Here is a 19938-nt window from a genome sequence, read left to right on the forward strand (position 1 = left end):
GCGGCGGAGCCGCATATTGATACGGCCGGGAAGGGCGGGCTGGGGAGAAAAAGCTCAGACGACAGGCTTACCGCTGAGTTCGACCCCGGCGCCCCGCATCTCATTCAGCGCCGCCGCAGTGGTCCCCGCAGCAACCCCCGCCGTCAGGTCAAGCAACACCTGAGCCCGAAACCCCTCCCGCACCGCATCCAGCGCGGTAGCGCGAACGCAGTGGTCCGTGGCGATTCCGACGATATCCACATCGGTGATCCCCCGCGCACGGAGCCAGTCCGCCAAGGACACCCCGTTCTCGTCGAGCCCTTCGAACCCGCTGTACGCGGCCGCGTACGCCCCCTTGTCGAAGACCGCGTCGATCGCGCCGGACGCGACGACGGGCGCGAAGTTCGGATGGAACCCGATCCCCTCCGTGCCCGCCACGCAGTGCGCGGGCCAGGAGTGGACGTAGTCCGGGGACTCGGAGAAGTGGTCACCGGGCGCGATGTGGTGGTCGCGGGTGGCCACGACGTGCCGGTACCCGGCGGGCGCCTGCCCGATCAGCTCGGTGACGGCCGCGGCCACGTCGGCCCCGCCCGCCACCGCGAGGCTGCCGCCCTCACAAAAGTCGTTCTGCACATCTGCGACGATCAAGGCGCGGCGCATAGCAGGTGCCCTTCGGCTGGGAGACTTCGAGCGTAGAGACTTGAAGTGCGTTGCGGGAGGGGGCGTTTGAGTGTTATGCGGGCGCGTCCACCAGATACTCCGTAGGAATCACGGCTTCCCCGCGCGAGAGCTGCGTCGCCGAGAGCGGCAGCCCGCCGAGCGCCTCGATGTGCCGCTCGCGTACCGCGTCCAGCGGCTCGCGCGCGACGACCGTGCCGCCCTTGACCAGCTCGACCAGGAGCTGCCGGTCGACGAGCTCGGCCGGGACGGGACCCGTGCCGATCACCTCGGCCTCGGCGGCACCCTGGTCGTCGCGCCGCCGTGCGGCCCACTTGCGCCCGCCCACGGACGTCTTCGCGCCCATGGACTTCTTTGCCACGGGCAGCAGCGGCGCCTTCGGGTCGGCGGACTCGGCGCGCGCGACGAGCTTGTAGACCATGGAGCACGTCGGGTGCCCCGAGCCGGTGACCAGCTGCGTTCCCACGCCGTACGCGTCGACGGGCGCGGCCGCGAGCGAGGCGATGGCGTACTCGTCGAGGTCCGACGTGACGACGATCTTCGTCTCGGTGGCGCCGAGTTCGTCGAGCTGTCCGCGCACGCGGTGCGCGACGAGCAGCAGGTCCCCGGAGTCGATGCGCACGGCGCCGAGCCCGGGCCCGGCGATCTCCACGGCGAGGCGCACGGCCTCCGTGACGTCGTACGTGTCCACGAGCAGGGTCGTGCCCTCGCCGAGGGAGTCGACCTGGGCGCGGAACGCGTCGCGCTCGGTGTCGTGCAGCAGCGTGAAGGCGTGCGCGGACGTGCCGACCGTCGGGATCCCGTACCGGAAGCCGGCCGCGAGGTCCGAGGTGGTGGCGAAGCCGCCCACGTACGCGGCGCGGGACGCGGCGACGGCGGCCAGCTCGTGCGTGCGGCGCGCGCCCATCTCGATCAGCGGCCGACCGGCCGCGGCGGAGGCCATGCGGGAGGCGGCGGCGGCGATCGCCGAGTCGTGGTTGAGGATGGAGAGGATCACCGTCTCAAGGAGGACGCAGTCCGCGAAGGAGCCCTCGACCCGCAGGATGGGGGAGCCGGGGAAGTACACCTCGCCCTCGGGGTAGCCCCAGATGTCGCCGCTGAAGCGGTAGGCGGCCAGCCGTTCGAGGGTCGGCTCGTCGATGATGCCGCGCTCGCGCAGGAAGCCCAGTTCGCGGGCGTCGAACCGGAAGTTCTCGACGGCGTCCAGCACCCGGCCGGTGCCTGCCACGACGCCGTAGCGGCGGCCCTCGGGCAGCCTGCGCGTGAAGACCTCGAAGACCGAGCGCCGGTCGGCCGTGCCCGCCTTGAGCGCGGCCTGGAGCATCGTGAGCTCGTAGTGATCGGTAAAGAGCGCTGTCGACGGAACATCCACCGGCAGGCCAAGGTCCGCTGTGTTCATAGCCGGGATGCTACCCCCAATTAGCGTCAGTGTGACGATTTCCGTGGCCCATTTGTGCGGTCGCCGCCCCCTAGTGGCAGCATGGGCTGTGTGACGGCTCCTGCACCCCTAGAGATCGAACGAACCGAGTCGGCGGAGGAGACCTTCGCCGTGCCCGAGCCGGACGTTCCCTGGATCACGCTCGTACACAACGACCCGGTCAACCTCATGAGTTACGTGACGTATGTCTTCCAGACGTACTTCGGGTACTCGAAGGACAAGGCCACCAAGCTGATGCTCGACGTGCATCAGAAGGGCCGTGCGGTCGTCTCCAGCGGGTCCCGCGAGGAGATGGAACGCGACGTTCAGGCCATGCACGGCTACGGTCTGTGGGCCACCCTTCAGCAGGACCGTAAGTAGCGCACGCAAGCAGCGACGGAGTAGCGACGCACCTGATGCCAGGACACTTCGAACCGATTCCCGGCGGCGGTGCTGCCGTCGCGCTCGACGAGGTCGAGATCTCGATCATCCGCTCCCTGGCGGTCCAGCTCCTGGAGCTGATCGGCCCCGGGCCCGGTGGGGACGCGTCCGGCGACCCGCTCGCCGAGCTCTTCGCGGAGGGCCCGAGCGAGCCGCCGTCCGACCCGGTGCTCCAGCGCCTCTTCCCCGACGCCTACGGCGGCCCGGGGGGCGAGGAGGCGACGGTGGACAAGGCGGACGAACAGCGCGCGCACTCCGCCGAGTTCAGGCGCTTCACCGAGAACGACCTGCGGGCCGGCAAGCGCGAAGACGCGCTCGCGGTGGTCCGCTCGCTGGACGCGCTGGCGTCCCCTGGTGAGGGGGGAGCGGTCCTCAAGCTCTCGCCCGAGGAGTCCGTGCGCTGGATGCGCGCGCTCAACGATCTGCGCCTCGCGATCGGCACCCGCCTCGACATCACCGACGAGGAGGACTCGGATCTCCTCTACCGGCTCCCCGACGAGGACCCGCGCAAGCCGATGGTGATGGCCTACCTGTGGCTGGGTGGCCTCCAGGAGACTCTGGTCGAAACCCTTATGCCCTGATCTGTCGGGACATATCGAGCGGAGTCCAAGAGTCCGTATGTAAGCGCGTTCGCTCAGCGGTTGCTCAATTCCGGATAACGATCCTGTCACTTGAGCGGTCGCGTATGCCATACGAGGGGCTTTTTGTCCGGTTTTTCCAGTGGTGTGTGCCACACGTGGCTTTCTCGATCAGTGTTGCCGCCGTGATAAATCTTCACGACCGCCCGACGGACGCCACCCCTGTCCCGTCGGGTGCGCCCCGACCGGCAGACCGCCGGTAGGCACAGCTCCATCCATCCAGGGGCCCAGAACCCCGAGGATCGTCACAGTCGATCCGAGCCGCAGCGGCACGGATCGGCATGGAGAAAGGCGCAACACCATGACCTCAGTGCAGGTCGGCAAGCAACACGACGGCAATGAGGCCGTGCAGGCCCCCGGCGAGTCCGGTGAGGGCGAGGGTTACCAGCGCGGTCTCGGTGCCCGGCAGATCCAGATGATCGCCATCGGCGGCGCCATCGGGACAGGCCTCTTCCTCGGCGCGGGCAAGGGCATCTCGAAGGCGGGCCCCAGCCTGATCCTCGCGTACGCCATCGCGGGCCTCGTCATCTTCTTCATCATGCGGGCGCTCGGCGAGCTCCTCATGTACCGACCCGTCTCGGGCTCCTTCTCGGAGTACGCGCGTGAGTTCATCGGCCCGTTCGCGGGCTTCGTGACCGGCTGGACGTACTGGCTCTTCTGGGTCGTCACCGGCATCACCGAGGTCACCGCGGCCGCCCAGTACATGAAGTACTGGACCCACGACAGCGTCCCGCAATGGCTCACCGCGCTCGTCTTCACCCTCATCCTCTACGCCGTGAACCTGATCTCCGTGAAGCTCTTCGGTGAGCTGGAGTTCTGGTTCTCGATGGTGAAGGTCACCGCGATCGTCGGCATGATCCTCATCTGCGCCGGCATCCTCACGATCGGCTTCTCCGACGCGGGCGACACCGCCTCCGTCACGCACCTGTGGTCCGACGGCGGCTTCTTCCCGAACGGCATCGGCTCCACCCTCATGACCCTCCAGATGGTCATGTTCGCCTTCCTGGCCGTCGAGCTCGTCGGCGTCACCGCGGGCGAGTCCAAGGACCCGAAGACCGTCCTGCCCAAGGCCATCAACACCGTGCCGTGGCGCATCGCCGTCTTCTACGTCGGCGCACTGATCATGATCCTCTCGGTCGTGCCGTGGACGAGCTTCCAGCCGGGCGTCTCCCCGTTCGTCGCCGCCTTCGAGAAGATGGGCCTCGGCGTCGGCGCCGCGATCGTCAACTTCGTCGTCCTGACCGCGGCCCTGTCGTCCTGCAACTCCGGCATGTACTCCACCGGCCGCATGCTGCGTGACCTCGCGCTCAACGGCCAGGGCCCGAAGCTCTTCACCAAGCTCACCAAGAGCGGCACGCCCCTCATCGGCACGACGGTCTCCGCCGCGATGATGCTGGTCGGCGTCTGGATCAACTACCAGTGGCCCGGCGAGGCGTTCAACTACGTCGTCTCCTTCGCCACCATCTCCGGCATGTGGGCCTGGATCGTCATCCTGATCTGCCAGATCCGCTACCGCATCAAGGCCGACCGCGGCGAGCTGCCCCAGTCCTCCTTCAAGGCTCCCGGCGGCATCATCCCCAGCATCCTGGCGCTCGCCTTCATCGCCATGGTGATCGTGTTCATGGGCATCGACAAGGACGCCCGCGTCTCGCTCTACTGCGCGCCGCTGTGGGCCGTCATCCTCGGCATCTCGTACGTCGTCCTGCGCAGCCGCAACCCGCAGAGCGCGGCGTTCGCGAAGCGCAAGCAGCCGGAGCAGTCCAAGCAGTCCAAGTAGTTCAAGCAGTCCAGTAGTCCGGGGCGACCCCCCGCGTCTCAGCATCCGGGCCCTCCCGTACCGCACTCCGGTACGGGTGGGCCCGTCTGCTTATCCTGAGCCCCATGCTGACCCTGACCCAGGCCCTCCACGACCAGATCGTCGCCCACGCGCGCGCCGACCACCCCGACGAGGCGTGCGGCGTCGTCGCGGGACCGGTGGGCACCGGCCGGCCCGAGCGCTTCATCCCGATGCTCAATGCCGCCCGCTCGCCCACGTTCTACGAGTTCGACTCGGGCGACCTGCTGAAGCTGTACCGCGAGATGGACGACCGGGACGAGGAGCCCGTGATCATCTACCACTCGCACACCGCGACCGAGGCCCACCCCTCCCGCACCGACATCACGTACGCGAACGAGCCGGGCGCCCACTACGTCCTCGTCTCCACCGCGGACACCGACGACGCGGGACCCTTCCAGTTCCGCTCGTTCCGTATCGTCGAGGGCGTCGTGACCGAGGAAGAGGTCGAGGTCACCCCGTAGCCCGGCCTCCCCAATCCCGTACCTGCCCCAGCCGCGTATCAGCCATCGGACGGATATCGACCACATGGTGAGATCACACTCCGGGATCCCGGGCGGGAATCGATACGATGACCCCATGGTTCTTCACGACGTGAGCGACAAGACGCCGGGCATGCTGCTCGTGGCGCGCCTTCACGTCGACCTGTGCCGCCTCGCCAGCGCCATCTGTCCCAACCCCTGACGCGTCCCCCGCACTGCTTCGCAGGCTCCCGGACCGCTGCGGCGGGCTCCGTCCGCCGGTCCGACGTGTCGTGGGCACCGCTGTTCAGCGCACGCCAAAGCCCTTCCGTACCCTCCCCTGTTACTGGAGTCCAGCCATGGCCATCGAGGTCCGCATCCCGACCATCCTCCGCACCTACACCGACGGCCAGAAGGCCGTCGAGGGCAGCGGGGACACGCTCGCCGAGCTCTTCGCCGACCTCGAGACCCGCCACACGGGCATCCAGGCGCGCATCGTCGACGGCGAGCAGCTGCGCCGCTTCGTGAACGTCTACCTGAACGACGAGGACGTCCGCTTCCTGGACGGCATCACCACCAAGCTCGCCGACGGCGACAACGTCACGATCCTGCCGGCCGTGGCCGGCGGCATGGCCTGATCGGGATGCGGTACGACTCCCCGCTCGCCGCGGTCGGCAACACGCCTCTTGTGCGGCTGCCGCGGCTCTCGCCGTCCGAGGACGTACGGATCTGGGCGAAGCTCGAGGACCGCAACCCGACCGGCTCGGTCAAGGACCGCCCCGCGCTCCACATGATCGAGCAGGCCGAGAAGGACGGCCGGCTCACCCCCGGCTGCACCATCCTCGAGCCGACCTCGGGCAACACCGGCATCTCCCTCGCCATGGCGGCCCGCCTCAAGGGCTATCGCATGGTGTGCGTCATGCCGGAGAACACCTCGCAGGAGCGCAGGGACCTGCTCGCGATGTGGGGCGCCGAGATCATCCCGTCGCCCGCGGCGGGCGGCTCCAACACGGCCGTCCGTATGGCCAAGGAACTGAGCGCGCAGCACCCGGACTGGGTGATGCTCTACCAGTACGGCAACCCGGACAACGCGGGCGCCCACTACACGACGACCGGCCCCGAGATCCTCGCCGACCTGCCGTCCGTCACCCACTTCGTCGCGGGTCTCGGCACGACGGGCACCCTCATGGGCGTCGGCCGCTACCTGCGCGAACACAAGCCGGACGTCAAGATCGTCGCCGCGGAGCCGCGCTACGACGACCTGGTCTACGGGCTGCGCAACCTCGACGAGGGCTTCGTACCCGAGCTGTACGACGCCTCCGTCCTGACCACCCGCTTCTCGGTGGGCTCCGCGGACGCGGTGACCCGCACCCGTGAACTCCTCCAGCAGGAGGGCATCTTCGCGGGCGTCTCCACCGGAGCGGCCCTGCACGCGGCGATCGGCGTCGGCCGCAAGGCGGTCGCGGCCGGGGAGTCCGCCGACATCGTCTTCGTGGTCGCCGACGGCGGCTGGAAGTACCTGTCGACCGGCGTCTACACGGCGGCCACGACGGAAGAAGCGATCGAGACGCTGCACGGCCAGCTCTGGGCGTGAGCGCGAATCGTCGAAGCGGGGGCCGGGCCGGCAGCAATGCGGCCCGGCCCCCGCTCTCACGTCAGCCCGCGTTCACGTAAGCCGGCCGCCGTCACCGCGCCAGATACCGGACCTGATCCCACACCACCGGATCCAGCACCCCGGCCCTGCGCCGGAAGTCCCCCTCGGGAACCTCGCGGAGCTCGTCCGTCTCCAGGAAGCTCGGTCTGCCCTGCGCGTCACCGACCGACCCGGGCGGCAGCGCGATCACCCCGGCCCGCTCGTCGTGATACTTGCTGGTGATCTTCGCGACGCGTACCCGCCGCCGGTGCACGGCCAGCACGAGGCACGGCCTGTCCTTGCCGCCCGGCCCGTCCTCGTACGGCACCTGCGCCCACCAGATCTCGCCCGGCTGCGGCCGCGTGCCGCGAGCGCGCGGTCCCCGCGGCGGGCGGGTCCGGCCGCCGGGCCGGCGACGGTGCCCGCGCCCCCACCCGTCGACGAGCGTCGCGACGAGCGCGAGCAGCAGCACCGCGGCGAGCGCGAGCCACCATGACGTGTCCATACGGACGACGGTACCGGTGGCACCCGCGCGACGCCGCACCCGACGCACGCCCCCCGAACCGGTGACAGCACAGGTGAGTTCTCCCACAACAGCCCACGACTGAGGAGCGACCGGCCCTTTTGCGCCTTACGCTCGACGGACCGCTCGACCCCTCTTCCTTCTGTTCCCATCCCGCTCTCTGACTGCCAGCGCGGAGGTTCCGGCTCTTATGAAGCTCACCGTCGTCGGCTGCTCGGGGTCGTTCCCGTCCGCGGATTCGGCCTGCTCGAGCTACCTCGTCGAGGCCGACGGCTTCCGGCTGCTACTCGACATGGGCAACGGCGCCCTGGGCGAGTTGCAGCGCCACTGCGGTCTCTACGACCTCGACGCGATCTTCCTCAGCCATCTGCATGCCGACCACTGCATCGACATGTGCGGCTACTTCGTGGCGCGCTACTACCGCCACGACGGCGGCCGCTGTGCCCCGATACCGGTCTACGGCCCCGAGGGCACGGAACAGCGCCTGACCACGGCGTACGCGGACACGCCCTCCGCCTCCTCGATGAGCGAGGTCTTCGACTTCCACACCGTGAAGCCGGGCTGGCACGAGATCGGCCCGTTCACCGTGCGCACGGAGAAGGTGTGCCACCCCGTCGAGGCGTACGGCATCCGCGTCGAGCACGGCGGCAGGTCGCTCACGTACTCCGGCGACACGGGCGCGTGCGCCGCGCTCGAGGAACTCGCCGCGGACAGCGACCTGTTCCTGTGCGAGGCGGCGTTCACGCACGGCAAGGAAAACATCCCCGACCTCCACCTCAACGGCCGCGAGGCGGGCGAGTCCGCGACCCGGGCCGGTGCCCGCCGCCTCGTCCTCACCCACATTCCGCCGTGGACGGACCCGCAGGTCAACCTCGCGGACGCCCGCGCCGTGTACACCGGACCGGCTGAACTGGCCGCGCCCGGGCGGGTGTACGAGATCTGAGCCCGCATGACGAAGGCCCCCGGAACCGATTCGGTTCCGGGGGCCTTCGCCGTAGTGCTGAGGGCTACTTGCTCTCGGCCTTGAGGATCTCGGCCAGTTCCTCGTCGGACTCACGGCCCGGCGTAGGAATGTTGAACTTGGTGATCGCGAACCGGAAGATCACGTAGTAGACCACCGCGAAGCAGAGGCCGACCAGCGCGAGACCCCACGGGTTGGTCGCGATGCCGAGGTTGAGGAAGTAGTCGACCGCGCCGGCGGAGAAGCCGAAGCCGTCCTTCATGCCGAGCCCCCAGGTCAGCGCCATCGAGACACCGGTGAGCACCGCGTGGATCGCGTAGAGGGCCGGGGCGATGAACATGAACGTGAACTCGATCGGCTCGGTCACACCGGTGACGAACGCGGTGGCGGCGAGCGAGAACATCATGCCGCCGACGACCTTGCGGCGCTCGGGGCGGGCGCAGTGGACGATCGCGAGGCAGGCCGCCGGGAGGGCGAACATCATGATCGGGAAGAAGCCGGTCATGAACTGCCCGGCGCTCGGGTCACCCTGGAGGAAGCGCGCGATGTCGCCGCTCTTGCCCTCGTACGTACCGGCCTGGAACCACGGGAACGAGTTGAGGAGGTGGTGCATGCCGATCGGGATCAGCGCACGGTTGGCGACACCGAAGATGCCGGCGCCGATCGCGCCCGAGCCGACCAGCCACTCACCGAAGTTGTGCAGACCGGCGCCGAGCACGGGCCAGATGAGACCGAAGACGATGCCGATGACCAGGCCCGCGAAGGCGGAGAGGATCGGGACGAGGCGGCGGCCGCCGAAGAAGCCCGCCCAGTCGGGCAGCTTGGTCCGGTAGAACTTCTGGTAGAGCAGGGCCACGACGACGCCCATGACCACACCGCCGAGCACACCGGCGTTGACCGGCGCCTCGTTCATGACGATCTTGCCGTCGACGACGGCGGCGACCTTCGGCAGGTTGCTGTCCGTGAAGGTGGCGAGCACCTTCTGGAAGACCAGGTAGCCGGTGACGGCCGCGAGCGCGGTGGAGCCGTCGGACTTCTTGGCGAAGCCGATGGCGATGCCGACGCAGAACAGCAGCGGCATATTGTCGAGCAGCGCACCGCCGCCGGCCGACATGTACGACGCCAGCTTGGTGATGAAGGTGGGGAACGAGTCCTTGCCGAGCATGTCGGGCTGCCCGAACCGGACCAGGAGCGCGGCGGCGGGCAGCACCGCGACCGGCAGCATGAGGCTGCGGCCGATGCGCTGCATGACAGCCATCGCGCCCGCGCCCTTCTTCTTGGCGGCCGCGGGGGCGGCACTGGCCGTGGTCACAACATCCTCCAGTAGGCAAGGCGCCGCCCGGGGGACAGGTGGGGACGGCGGCGTCTCGGAAACCCGGCCCTGCGGCCGCGTGGTCTACACCACTCAGTGGTGTAGACCTGTTGTAGCACGGTGAAGGTCGTATAAGGAACCCGCTCCTTTCCGGGATCCTTGTGTGCTCAGTCATATGCGGCAGCGCGGAACAAAACCCCCGGACCAGGAGGTCCGGGGGTCTTGGGGTGTGGAGGGGGAGCGGGAGGTCAGGCCTTCGTGACGTCCTCGACCTGGTCCTCGGGCTCGCGGCCCGGCGTCTTCAGGTTGAACTTGGTGATCGCGAACCTGAAGATCGCGTAGTAGACCACCCCGAAGGCCAGTCCGATCGGGATGATCAGCCATGGCTTGGTCGCCAGGCTCCAGTTGATGACGTAGTCGATCAGCCCCGCCGAGAAACTGAAGCCGTCGTGCACACCGAGCGCCCACGTCACCGCCATCGATACGCCGGTGAGGACCGCGTGGATCGCGTAGAGCACCGGCGCCACGAAGAGGAACGAGTACTCGATCGGCTCGGTGATGCCCGTGACGAACGAGGTCAGGGCGACCGACAGCATCAGGCCGCCGACCACCTTGCGGCGCTCCGGGCGCGCGCAGTGCGTCATCGCCAGGCACGCGGCCGGCAGCGCGAACATCATGATGGGGAAGAAGCCCGAGGTGAACTGGCCCGCGTTCGGGTCGCCCGCCAGGAACATGTTGATGTCACCGTGCACCTCGGTGCCGTCCGGCTTCGTGTACGTGCCGAACTGGAACCAGATGGGCACGTTCAGGAACTGGTGCAGGCCGATCACCAGCAGCGCGCGGTTGGCGACACCGAAGATGCCCGCGCCGAGCCAGTCCAGACCCACGAGCCAGTCGCTGAAGCTCTCCAGGGCGTCACCGATCGGCGGCCAGATCCACAGGCAGATCGCGGCGACGGCGATGGCGACGAAGGCCATGATGATCGGGACGAGACGGCGGCCGTTGAAGAAGCCGAGCCAGTCGACCAGCTTGGTGCGGTGGAAGCGCTGCCAGAAGAAGGCGGCGAGCAGGCCCATGACGATGCCGCCGAAGACGCCCGGGTTCTGGTAACCGAACGCCACTACCGTGCCGTCCGGCCCCGCGCAGCCGGTGACGACCGCCTTCGCGCCGGGCCCGCAGTCCACGGGGAACTGGTGCAGCACGTTGTAGTAGACGAGGAAGCCGACGACCGCCGCGAGCGCCGTCGAACCGTCCGACTTCTTGGCCATGCCGATCGCCACACCGATGCAGAACAGCAGCGGAAGGCCGAGCGCGCCGTCGAGCAGGGCGCCACCGGCGCCGACCATCACCTTGGAGACATCGGTCCACCCCAGGCCCTCGTCGCCGAAGACGTCCGGCTGACCGAGCCGGTTGAGGATGCCTGCCGCGGGCAGCACGGCGATGGGGAGCTGGAGGCTGCGACCCATCTTCTGCAGACCCTGGAAGAGGTTGCTCCACGGGCTCGGTTTGTAGACGGCCGCGCTGTCGGCGCTCATGGGCGTCCTCCCGGAACAAGCCGCTGTGGCAGTACGTTTGGCGGTCGTGGGAAACTGGTGTAGACCAGTTGCGGGACGGGTCGGCCGGCGCCGGCCCGTGAGGGAATGACGCCGTGATCGCCATCATTCGTCACGGGCTGCATGACCGCTCGTGAAGATGGTCCAACCGTGGGTTACCGTGACAAAGCGGGCCCATGGCGGGCCAAGAGAAAAGTCAGGGAGAACCACATGGCCACCAAGGCTGAGAAGATCGTCGCCGGGCTCGGCGGGCTCGACAACATCGAAGAGGTCGAGGGCTGCATCACCCGCCTGCGCACCGAGGTCATCGACCCCAGCAAGGTCGACGAAGCCGCCCTGAAGGCCGCCGGCGCGCACGGAGTCGTCAAGATGGGCACCGCCATCCAGGTCGTCATCGGCACCGACGCCGACCCCATCGCCGCCGACATCGAAGACATGATGTGAGAGCCCGGCAACCCGCCTAGGCACCACGACGAAAGCCCCGCACCGGACACCCGGAACGGGGCCTTCGACGTTTTCGCTAGGCTCCCTCCCATGTCTCGTATCGACGGCCGCACCCCCGAACAGCTCCGCCCCATCACCATCGAACGCGGGTGGAGCAAGCACGCAGAAGGCTCCGTCCTCGTCTCCTTCGGCGACACCAAGGTCTTCTGCACCGCCTCCGTCACCGAAGGCGTCCCCCGCTGGCGCAAGGGCAGCGGCGAAGGCTGGGTCACCGCCGAGTACTCGATGCTCCCGCGCGCCACCAACACCCGCGGCGACCGCGAATCCGTCCGCGGCAAGATCGGCGGCCGCACCCACGAGATCAGCCGCCTCATCGGCCGCTCGCTGCGTGCCGTCATCGACTACAAGGCCCTCGGCGAGAACACCATCGTCCTCGACTGCGACGTCCTCCAGGCCGACGGAGGCACCCGCACCGCCGCCATCACCGGCGCCTACGTCGCCCTCGCCGACGCCATCACCTGGGCCCAGGGCAAGAAGCTCATCAAGGCCGGCCGCCAGCCCCTCACCGGCACCGTCTCCGCCGTCTCCGTCGGCATCGTCGGCGGCATCCCCCTCCTCGACCTCTGCTACGAGGAAGACGTACGCGCCGACACCGACATGAACGTCGTCTGCACCGGCGACGGCCGCTTCGTCGAGGTCCAGGGCACCGCCGAGGCCGAGCCGTTCGCCCGCGACGAACTCAACTCCCTTCTCGACCTTGCCGTTTCCGGCTGCGCCGACCTCGCCACCGCCCAGCGCGCGGCACTCGAGGCCGCCCTGGAAAGGTAAAGAGCACGCCAAGTAGGGTGGCAACCCGAAAGACGTCAACTGCGTCACTACGGACGGGCGCACGGCATCACGCCGTGCGCCCGTCCGCACACAAGGGGAGGACCGTTCCATGGCCGCGCGCCCTCGACACCGTCGCCGCATCGCCGTACTCGCCGCCACCGCGGCACTCATCGCCCTACCGGCCGCCGCCGGCTGCGGCGCGCTCGACAAGGCACTCGACTGCGTCCAGACCGCCGACTCCATCGCCGACAGCGTCAGCGACCTCAAGCAGGCCGTCGAGAGCGCGACGAACGACCCCGCGCAGGCCGACAAGGCGCTCGACTCCATCGACAGGAATCTCGACAAGATCGGCGACAAGACCGACAACGCCGACGTCTCCAAGGCCGTCGACGACCTCAACACCGCCGTGGGCAACGTGCGCACGGCCATCAAGAACGGCGACGGAACGCCCGACATCACCCCCGTCACGGACGCGGCGGGCGAACTGACCAAGGTCTGCACGCCGTAACACCGGCGCGATACTGGTCCCCATGACCCGCCTCATCCTCGCCACCCGTAACGCCGGCAAGATCACCGAGCTCAGGGCGATCCTCGCCGACGCAGGCCTGCCCCACGACCTCGTCGGCGCGGACGCCTACCCCGACATCCCCGACGTCAGGGAAACCGGCGTCACCTTCGCCGAGAACGCCCTCCTCAAGGCCCACGCCCTGGCCCAGGCCACCGGCCTGCCCGCCGTCGCCGACGACTCGGGCCTGTGCGTCGACGTACTCGGCGGAGCGCCCGGCATCTTCTCCGCCCGCTGGGCCGGCCGCCACGGCGACGACAAGGCCAACCTCGACCTCCTCCTCGCCCAGCTCGGCGACATCGACGACGACGTCCACCGGGGCGCCCACTTCGCGTGTGCCGCCGCGCTCGCCCTCCCGGACGGCACGGAGCGGGTGGTCGAGGGCCAGTTGCGGGGAGTGCTGCGGCACGCGCCGACGGGTTCGGGGGGCTTCGGGTACGACCCGATCCTGCAGCCGGACGGGGAGACGCGGACGTGCGCGGAGCTCAGCGCCGCCGAGAAGAACGCGATCTCGCACCGGGGGAAGGCGTTTCGGGCGTTGGTGCCGGTGGTGCGGGAGCTGTTGGGCTGAGTTCTCGCCACGCACGACGAAGGGCGCTCCCCGCTGGGGAGCGCCCTTGTGTGTGCGGTCGGAGGGATTCGAACCCTCACGGGATTTCTCCCACCGGGACCTAAACCCGACGTGACTGCCAGATTCCACCACGACCGCGAAATAACGGACATCTCGCCCTCTCGGCGAGATCCGCCCCGTCAGTGTACGGCGACGCTGCTCGGCGCGGGAGCGCACGTGTTGCGTCGGCACCAAGTTCTAGTCAGTGCATGACAGTTCGGGAAGCGGGGGTCAGAACTTCGGTGCCCGGGCCTGGGACTCCACCAGTTCCGCCGCCTCCTCCTGTGTCTCCACCGACGGCGGGGAGCCCGCCAGGGGCTGCTGGGCCGTTTCCTTCATGCAGGCCACCGCGATGACGCCGACCAGGGCCGCCGCCATGGCGTAGTACGCGGGCATCATGTCCGAGCCCGTGACGCTGATCAGGGCCGTGATGACCAGGGGGGTCGTGCCGCCGAAGAGGGATGCCGAGAGGTTGTAGCCCACGGAGAGCGAGCCGTAGCGGACCTGGGTGGGGAAGAGGGCCGGGAGCGCCGCCGACATCGTGCCGAGCATGCAGACCAGGGACAGGCCCAGGAGCAGCATGCCGAGCGAGACCGCCCACAGGGCGCCGTTCTTGACCAGCAGGAACGAGGGGATGGAGAGGAAGAAGAAGCCCAGCATCCCGGCCATGAGGAGCGGCTTGCGGCCGAAGCGGTCGGAGAGTTTGCCGACCTGGCTGATGACCAGCATGAGGACGATCATCGTGGCGATGAGGATGAGCAGTCCGTGGGACTCCTTGTAGCCCATCTCGTCGGACAGGTACGTCGGCATGTACGACAGGAGCATGTAGTCGGTGATGTTGTAGGCGCCGACCAGGCAGATGCACAGGATCAGCGTCGGCCAGTAGTCGCGGAAGATCTTGGCGAGGTCGCCCTTCGCGGTGGTCTCGACGTTCGACGCGGCGTCCGAGGCCCGGTGCGAGGACTCGTCCTCCAGTTTCTGGAAGGCGGGCGTCTCGTCGAGGCGCAGCCGCAGATAGAGGCCGACGAGGCCGATCGGGCCGGCGACCAGGAACGGGACGCGCCAGCCCCAGGACTCCATGCCTCCGCTGCCGAGGAGGGTGGTGAGGATGGTGACCAGGCCCGCCGCGCCGACGTAGCCGGCGAGGGTGCCGAACTCCAGGAAGCTGCCGAAGAATCCGCGGCGTTTGTCGGGCGCGTACTCGGCGATGAACGTCGAGGCGCCGCCGTACTCGCCACCCGTGGAGAAGCCCTGGACGAGGCGGAAGAAGATCAGCAGGACGGGTGCCCAGAAGCCGATGGTGGCGTACGACGGGATCAGTCCGATGGCGAACGTGCCGATCGCCATCAGGATCATCGTCGTCGCGAGGACCTTCTTGCGGCCGATCTTGTCGCCCATGGGGCCGAACACCATGCCGCCGATGGGCCGCACCAGGAACGAGACGGCGAAGGTCGCGAAGGAGGAGATCAGCTGGACCGTCGCGTTCCCGGAGGGGAAGAAGACGTGGCCGATGGTGACGGCGAGGTAGCTGTAGATGCCGAAGTCGAACCACTCCATGGCATTGCCGAGCGAGGCCGCCTTGACCGCCCGCTTCACCGCTGCCTCGTCGGTGACGGTGATGTCCGTGCGCCGCAGAGGCGGATTCTTCCGGCGTTTCACCGCGCGGAAGAGGGTCCGGTGGCGTTTGACCGCCGCGGGGTCGGCGGCGGACCCGGTCTGCTCTGGGTCGATGACGCCCGACATGGAGTGATCCCTTCTGTGGACGCGAAGTTCCAGGGAATCACTTGCTCGAAGGTAGCGGCCGCAAACGGAAGTCCCCTGTGAAGGGGACTTCCGTCACATTCGCGCGTACCCGGAAGGCCTGCGGTGATCCGCGGCCGGCGGGTCAGATTCCGAGATCCTTGATGATCTTCGCGACGTGGCCGGTGGCCTTCACGTTGTAGAGGGCGCGCTCGACCTTGCCGTCCTCGTCCACGACGATCGTGGAGCGGATCACGCCCGTCACCGTTTTGCCGTAGAGCTTCTTCTCGCCGTACGCGCCATACGCCTCGAGGGTCTCCTTCGAGGGGTCGCCGAGGAGCGTGACCTTGAGGTTCTCCTTCTCGCGGAACTTCGCGAGCTTCTCCGGCTTGTCCGGGGAGATGCCGATCACGTCGTAGCCCGCGCCCGCGAGGACGTCGAGGTTGTCCGTGAAGTCGCAGGCCTGCTTGGTGCAGCCGGGGGTGAGGGCGGCCGGGTAGAAGTAGACGATGGTCTTGCGGCCCTTGTGGTCGGCGAGGGAGACCTCGTTGCCGTCCGCGTCGGGCAGCGTGAAGGCGGGGGCGGTGTCGCCGGTCGTCAGTCGCTCGCTCATGGTGGGACTCCTCGTACGGGATACGGGTACGGGACCCGAGCGTAATGGGGGTGCCGTGGGGTGCGACGGCTGCCGAGCTGACAGACTGTCCACGACCAGTGCCATAACAGCGACCATGGAGGCAGCGCGGTGTCGGACACGTCGAGAACGTCGGATGCGCGGACCCCGGCGCAGATCGAGGCGGACATAAAGCGCCGTCGCGAGGCGCTGGCCGAGACGCTCGACGAGATCGGGGTGCGGGTGCACCCGAAGACGATCGTCGGCGACGCGAAGGCCAAGTTCGTCTCGAGTGTCGACCACTCCGTCGGGCGTGCCTATGTGGGTGCGAACCGGCTGGTGTCGGACGTGAAGGCGCAGTTCGTCTCGGAGGAGGGTGCGCCGCGTGTGGAGCGCATTCTTCCGGTGGCTGTCGTCGTGGTCGGTCTCGTGGGGCTGCTCACCGTGACCGCGCGGCGCCGCAAGCGCTGACCCTTCCTGCGTACGGGCGCGGCCGCGGCAGGTAGGTTTCGGGGCGTGAGCGCCAACAGCGAGAAGAACAGCACCCAGCACGACAAGCTGCCCATCCGCATGCTGCACGACCGTGTGCTCGTACGGCAGGACACCGCCGAGGGCGAGCGGCGCAGCGGCGGCGGCATCCTGATTCCGGCGACCGCGGCGGTCGGGCGGCGCCTGGCCTGGGCCGTCGTGGTGGCCGTCGGGCAGAACGTGCGGACGGTGGAGCCGGGCGACCGGGTGCTGTACGACCCGGAGGACCTGGCCGAGGTCGAGGTGCGGGGTGTCGCGTACGTGCTGATGCGTGAGCGCGATCTGCACGCGGTGGCTGCGGACCGGTTCGAGGGTTCCCAGGATTCGACAGGCCTGTACCTGTAGAGCAGTACGGCTCGTAGTTGCTTCGTAAAAGGGCTGGTGACCCTTGTCACCAGCCCTTTTACGCGTTCTTTGCTACCTTTGGGGGACCCCGACGAGACGCGCCGTACCGGGTATCGCAAAGACGACGCACCCCTGTTGATCCAACTGACGGAGGTGCCTGTCATGGCCTGGGTTCTTATCGTGATCGCCGGTTTTCTCGAGGTCGGCTGGTCGATCGGCATGAAGTTCACGGACGGGTTCACCCGGCTGTGGCCGAGCGTGTTCACCGGCGCGGGCATCGTCGCCAGCATGGTGCTGCTCTCCTACGCCGCCAAGACCCTGCCGATCGGTACGGCCTATGGCGTGTGGGTGGGCATCGGTGCGGCCGGTGCGGCCGTCGTCGGCATGCTGGCGCTCGGTGAGCCGGCGACGGCCGCGCGGATCTTCTTCATCGTGCTGCTGATCGTGGCGATCGTGGGTCTCAAGGCGACGTCGGGCCACTAGGACCGCCGAGGGGCGCTGTCACCAGTCGGAGTCGGAGTCGCGGGTGGTGTCCGAGTCACCGAACAGTTCGTTCACCGGTCCTGACGGTGGGTTCGGTTCCTGTGACGGAGGCTCGAGGGTGGGTTCCGCCGGCGTGGACGGTGCGGTCGGGGGGCCGGACGACTCCGGTTCGGACGGCGGTTCGCTGGAGGGCTCGTCGGTGGTCGGTTCGGTGAACGGTTCGTCCGGTGCGGCCGAGGGGATCTCGGGCTGTTCGGCGCCGGACTCCAGGTCCAGGTCGAAGTCCTTGGCGGGGCTGCCCTCGAGCGCGGCCTTGGTGAACTGGGCCCAGATCTGCGCCGGGAAGCCGCCGCCGTTGATGCGGGACAGGCCGAGCGCCCCGTACAGCGGGGTGTGGGCGCCGGTCGAGGGGTTCTGGCCCATGACGGCGACGACGGTGGCGAGGTCGGGGGTGTAGCCCGCGAACCAGGCCGCCGTGTCCTCCTCGGCGGTGCCGGTCTTGCCGGCGGCGGGCCGGTCCGCGGCGAGGGCGGCGGTGCCGGTGCCGCCCTCGACGACGCTCTGCAGGACGGACGTGGTCGTGTCGGCGGACTCGCGGGTGACGGCGCGCTGGGTGGTCTGCTCGGGCAGGTCGATGCTCTCGCCGTCCTTGGTGACCTCGGCGACGATCGTGTACGTGGCGCGCCTGCCGTGGTTGGCGAGGGTGGCGTACGCCTCGGTCATGTCGAGGACGCTGGCCGTGGACGGGCCGAGCGCGATCGAGGGGGACTCGGTCAGGTCGGGGGTGTCCTTGGGGAGGCCGAGGGCGATCGCGGTCTGCTTGACCTTGTCGGAGCCGACGTCGACGGCCATCTGCGCGTAGACCGCGTTGACGGACTTGTCGGTGGCGGTGCGGACGGTGATGGGGCCGTAGTCGACGGTGTCCTCGTTCTCGGGGGCGTAGTAGCCGCCGCTCCAGCCCTGTACGGGGCGTGCGTTGGTGCCGTCGTAGATGGTGTTCGGGGTGATGGTGCGGCCGTCCTGGGTGGTGGAGGCGTTCTCCACGGCCGAGGTGAAGACGAACGGCTTGAACGTGGAGCCGACCTGATAGTCGCGGCGCGTGGCGTTGTTGACGTACTGCTTCGTGTAGTCGATGCCGCCGTACATCGCGAGGACCTTGCCGGTCGAGGGGTCGATGGCGGCGCCGCCCGCGCGGACGTTGCGGTCGGCCGCGCGGTTCTCCTTGTCGAGCTTGGACATCAGCTTGTCGTCGACGGCCTTGACGAAGGCGTCCTGTTTCTTCTTCTGGAGCGTGGTGGTGATGCGGTAGCCACCGACGGCCAGGGTGTCCTCGTCGATGATGCCCTTGGCCGTGAGGTAGTCCTTGACGGCCTGGACGAGGTAGCCGCGCTGGCCGGACATCCCGGCGGGGCCCTTGGCGTCGTCGGGCATGGGGAACGCCATCTTCTGGCGGTCGGCCGGGCTGAGCCAGCGCTCCTTGACCATGCCGTCGAGGACGTAGTTCCAGCGGGCGACGGCCTGTGCCTTGTTCTCGGGGTGGGCGATGACGTCGTACGCGTTGGGGGCGTTGAGGAGGGCCGCGAGGTAGGCACCCTGTGCGGTGGTGAGGTCCTCGACGTCGATGCCGTAGTAGGCCTGGGCGGCGGCCTGGATGCCGTAGGCGTTGCGGCCGAAGTAGCTGGTGTTGAGGTAGCCCTCGAGGATGTGGTCCTTGCTCTCCTCGCGGTCCAGCTTGATCGAGATGAAGAACTCCTTCACCTTGCGGGTGATGGTCTGTTCCTGGGCCAGGTAGTAGTTCTTCACGTACTGCTGGGTGATCGTCGAGCCGGACTGCTTGCCCTTGCCGGTGAGGGTGTTCCAGGCGGCGCGGACCATCGCCTTGGGGTCGATGGCGGACTCGCTGTAGAAGTCGCGGTCCTCGGCGGCGAGTACACCGTGCTGGACCGTGCTGGGGATCTGGGAGAGGGAGACGTTCTCGCGGTTGATCTCGCCGTCGCGGGCGAGCTGGCTGCCGTCGGCGTACAGGTAGACGTTGCTCTGCGCGGTGGCGGTGGCGTTGGCGGGCGGGATCTTGACGAGGACGTAGCCGAGGGCGAACAGGCCGATGCACAGGAGCAGGAAGCCGAGGATCGTGCCGAGGACCATGCGCCAGGTGGGGATCAGGCGGCGCCAGCCCGTGCGACGGGGGCGTTTGCGTGTGGCCGGCTTCCCGGCCTTCCCGGCGTTCCCGGACTCTGCGGCCTTCGGCTGCTGCGGCTCGTCGCTCATGCCCTGTGGAACTCCTGTTTCCCTCCGTACGTCACGTACGCCTCTTTACTTCCTGCCGGACACTTTGGCATCGATGGGTGGCGCGGC

At 68.5% G+C, this 19938-nt stretch carries 23 protein-coding genes, 1 tRNA gene and 1 riboswitch; of the genes, 15 read left to right on the top strand and 9 right to left on the bottom strand.

Annotation, left to right across the window (positions count from 1 at the left end; translation table 11 throughout):
- Nucleotides 1-54: 54 nt before the first annotated feature.
- Nucleotides 55-639 carry an isochorismatase family protein gene (locus OG574_RS28650; RefSeq protein ID WP_326775548.1) on the bottom strand — a complete coding sequence of 195 codons (585 nt, stop codon included), beginning with the start codon at nucleotides 637-639 and terminating at the stop codon, nucleotides 55-57.
- Between the two features lie 73 nt (nucleotides 640-712).
- On the bottom strand, nucleotides 713-2056 hold the full coding sequence (locus OG574_RS28655) for a nicotinate phosphoribosyltransferase (RefSeq protein ID WP_326775549.1): 1344 nt from the start codon (nucleotides 2054-2056) through the stop codon (nucleotides 713-715).
- 81 nt (nucleotides 2057-2137) lie between these two features.
- On the opposite strand from OG574_RS28655, the gene clpS reads away from it, so the two are divergent.
- From clpS to OG574_RS28690, 7 genes are all read left to right on the top strand, one after another.
- Nucleotides 2138-2455, top strand: a complete 318-nt coding sequence (gene clpS, locus OG574_RS28660; protein ID WP_100593970.1) for an ATP-dependent Clp protease adapter ClpS — start codon at nucleotides 2138-2140, stop codon at nucleotides 2453-2455.
- Nucleotides 2456-2490: 35 nt separating this feature from the next.
- Entirely contained in the window at nucleotides 2491-3096 is a 606-nt protein-coding gene (locus tag OG574_RS28665; protein ID WP_100593971.1) for a DUF2017 domain-containing protein, read from the top strand.
- 358 nt (nucleotides 3097-3454) lie between these two features.
- Complete coding sequence (locus OG574_RS28670; RefSeq protein ID WP_326775550.1) at nucleotides 3455-4930, top strand: amino acid permease; 1476 nt, start codon at nucleotides 3455-3457, stop codon at nucleotides 4928-4930.
- A gap of 104 nt (nucleotides 4931-5034) precedes the next feature.
- Nucleotides 5035-5451: a M67 family metallopeptidase gene (locus tag OG574_RS28675; protein ID WP_326775551.1), complete on the top strand. Its 417-nt coding sequence runs from the start codon at nucleotides 5035-5037 to the stop codon at nucleotides 5449-5451.
- 115 nt (nucleotides 5452-5566) lie between these two features.
- A complete protein-coding gene (locus OG574_RS28680) occupies nucleotides 5567-5671 on the top strand; it encodes a putative leader peptide (protein ID WP_324903250.1) in 105 nt (34 codons plus the stop codon).
- A gap of 136 nt (nucleotides 5672-5807) precedes the next feature.
- Entirely contained in the window at nucleotides 5808-6086 is a 279-nt protein-coding gene (locus OG574_RS28685; RefSeq protein WP_100593974.1) for a MoaD/ThiS family protein, read from the top strand.
- 5 nt (nucleotides 6087-6091) lie between these two features.
- Nucleotides 6092-7042, top strand: coding sequence for a PLP-dependent cysteine synthase family protein (locus tag OG574_RS28690; protein ID WP_326775552.1), 951 nt, complete (start codon nucleotides 6092-6094; stop codon nucleotides 7040-7042).
- A 91-nt stretch (nucleotides 7043-7133) separates the two neighbouring features.
- Here the strand turns inward: OG574_RS28690 and OG574_RS28695 are convergent, their stop codons facing one another.
- Nucleotides 7134-7586 (bottom strand): type II toxin-antitoxin system PemK/MazF family toxin, encoded by a 453-nt coding sequence (locus OG574_RS28695; RefSeq protein ID WP_100593976.1) that lies wholly within the window; start codon nucleotides 7584-7586, stop codon nucleotides 7134-7136.
- A gap of 208 nt (nucleotides 7587-7794) precedes the next feature.
- Between OG574_RS28695 and OG574_RS28700 the strand changes: the two genes are divergently transcribed.
- Nucleotides 7795-8547, top strand: a complete 753-nt coding sequence (locus OG574_RS28700; RefSeq protein WP_326775553.1) for an MBL fold metallo-hydrolase — start codon at nucleotides 7795-7797, stop codon at nucleotides 8545-8547.
- A 64-nt stretch (nucleotides 8548-8611) separates the two neighbouring features.
- Here the strand turns inward: OG574_RS28700 and OG574_RS28705 are convergent, their stop codons facing one another.
- Entirely contained in the window at nucleotides 8612-9877 is a 1266-nt protein-coding gene (locus tag OG574_RS28705) for a PTS transporter subunit EIIC (protein ID WP_326775554.1), read from the bottom strand.
- Nucleotides 9878-10125: 248 nt separating this feature from the next.
- Complete coding sequence (locus OG574_RS28710) at nucleotides 10126-11412, bottom strand: PTS transporter subunit EIIC (protein WP_326775555.1); 1287 nt, start codon at nucleotides 11410-11412, stop codon at nucleotides 10126-10128.
- 141 nt (nucleotides 11413-11553) lie between these two features.
- Between OG574_RS28710 and OG574_RS28715 the strand changes: the two genes are divergently transcribed.
- The 4 genes from OG574_RS28715 to rdgB all read left to right on the top strand — a co-directional run bounded on the left by OG574_RS28715 (nucleotide 11554) and on the right by rdgB (nucleotide 13838).
- On the top strand, nucleotides 11554-11874 hold the full coding sequence (locus OG574_RS28715; RefSeq protein ID WP_326775556.1) for a PTS glucose/sucrose transporter subunit IIB: 321 nt from the start codon (nucleotides 11554-11556) through the stop codon (nucleotides 11872-11874).
- A gap of 90 nt (nucleotides 11875-11964) precedes the next feature.
- Nucleotides 11965-12702, top strand: a complete 738-nt coding sequence (rph, locus tag OG574_RS28720) for a ribonuclease PH (RefSeq protein WP_100593981.1) — start codon at nucleotides 11965-11967, stop codon at nucleotides 12700-12702.
- A gap of 109 nt (nucleotides 12703-12811) precedes the next feature.
- The gene (locus OG574_RS28725) at nucleotides 12812-13210 is read left to right on the top strand and encodes a hypothetical protein (RefSeq protein ID WP_326775557.1); all 399 of its coding nucleotides are present in this window, start codon (nucleotides 12812-12814) and stop codon (nucleotides 13208-13210) included.
- Between the two features lie 22 nt (nucleotides 13211-13232).
- The gene (rdgB, locus tag OG574_RS28730; protein WP_326775558.1) at nucleotides 13233-13838 is read left to right on the top strand and encodes an RdgB/HAM1 family non-canonical purine NTP pyrophosphatase; all 606 of its coding nucleotides are present in this window, start codon (nucleotides 13233-13235) and stop codon (nucleotides 13836-13838) included.
- Between the two features lie 53 nt (nucleotides 13839-13891).
- On the opposite strand, the gene OG574_RS28735 is transcribed toward rdgB, so the two are convergent.
- The 3 genes from OG574_RS28735 to bcp form a co-directional block, all read right to left on the bottom strand.
- Nucleotides 13892-13976 (bottom strand) — tRNA-Leu (locus tag OG574_RS28735).
- A 132-nt stretch (nucleotides 13977-14108) separates the two neighbouring features.
- Nucleotides 14109-15620 (bottom strand): glycine betaine/L-proline transporter ProP, encoded by a 1512-nt coding sequence (gene proP / locus OG574_RS28740; protein WP_326775559.1) that lies wholly within the window; start codon nucleotides 15618-15620, stop codon nucleotides 14109-14111.
- A gap of 142 nt (nucleotides 15621-15762) precedes the next feature.
- Nucleotides 15763-16230: a thioredoxin-dependent thiol peroxidase gene (gene bcp / locus OG574_RS28745; protein ID WP_266563771.1), complete on the bottom strand. Its 468-nt coding sequence runs from the start codon at nucleotides 16228-16230 to the stop codon at nucleotides 15763-15765.
- Nucleotides 16231-16359: 129 nt separating this feature from the next.
- On the opposite strand from bcp, the gene OG574_RS28750 reads away from it, so the two are divergent.
- From OG574_RS28750 to OG574_RS28760, 3 genes are all read left to right on the top strand, one after another.
- A complete protein-coding gene (locus OG574_RS28750; protein ID WP_326775560.1) occupies nucleotides 16360-16698 on the top strand; it encodes a DUF3618 domain-containing protein in 339 nt (112 codons plus the stop codon).
- A gap of 99 nt (nucleotides 16699-16797) precedes the next feature.
- Nucleotides 16798-17100: a GroES family chaperonin gene (locus tag OG574_RS28755; RefSeq protein ID WP_199841797.1), complete on the top strand. Its 303-nt coding sequence runs from the start codon at nucleotides 16798-16800 to the stop codon at nucleotides 17098-17100.
- Nucleotides 17101-17170: 70 nt separating this feature from the next.
- A riboswitch (guanidine-III (ykkC-III) riboswitch) is annotated at nucleotides 17171-17231 on the top strand.
- Between the two features lie 31 nt (nucleotides 17232-17262).
- Nucleotides 17263-17583: a DMT family transporter gene (locus OG574_RS28760; RefSeq protein ID WP_326775561.1), complete on the top strand. Its 321-nt coding sequence runs from the start codon at nucleotides 17263-17265 to the stop codon at nucleotides 17581-17583.
- Nucleotides 17584-17601: 18 nt separating this feature from the next.
- On the opposite strand, the gene OG574_RS28765 is transcribed toward OG574_RS28760, so the two are convergent.
- Nucleotides 17602-19851 (bottom strand): transglycosylase domain-containing protein, encoded by a 2250-nt coding sequence (locus OG574_RS28765; RefSeq protein ID WP_326775562.1) that lies wholly within the window; start codon nucleotides 19849-19851, stop codon nucleotides 17602-17604.
- Nucleotides 19852-19938: the final 87 nt, after the last annotated feature.

Source organism: Streptomyces sp. NBC_01445, from assembly GCF_035918235.1.
Taxonomy (GTDB): Bacteria; Actinomycetota; Actinomycetes; order Streptomycetales; family Streptomycetaceae; genus Streptomyces.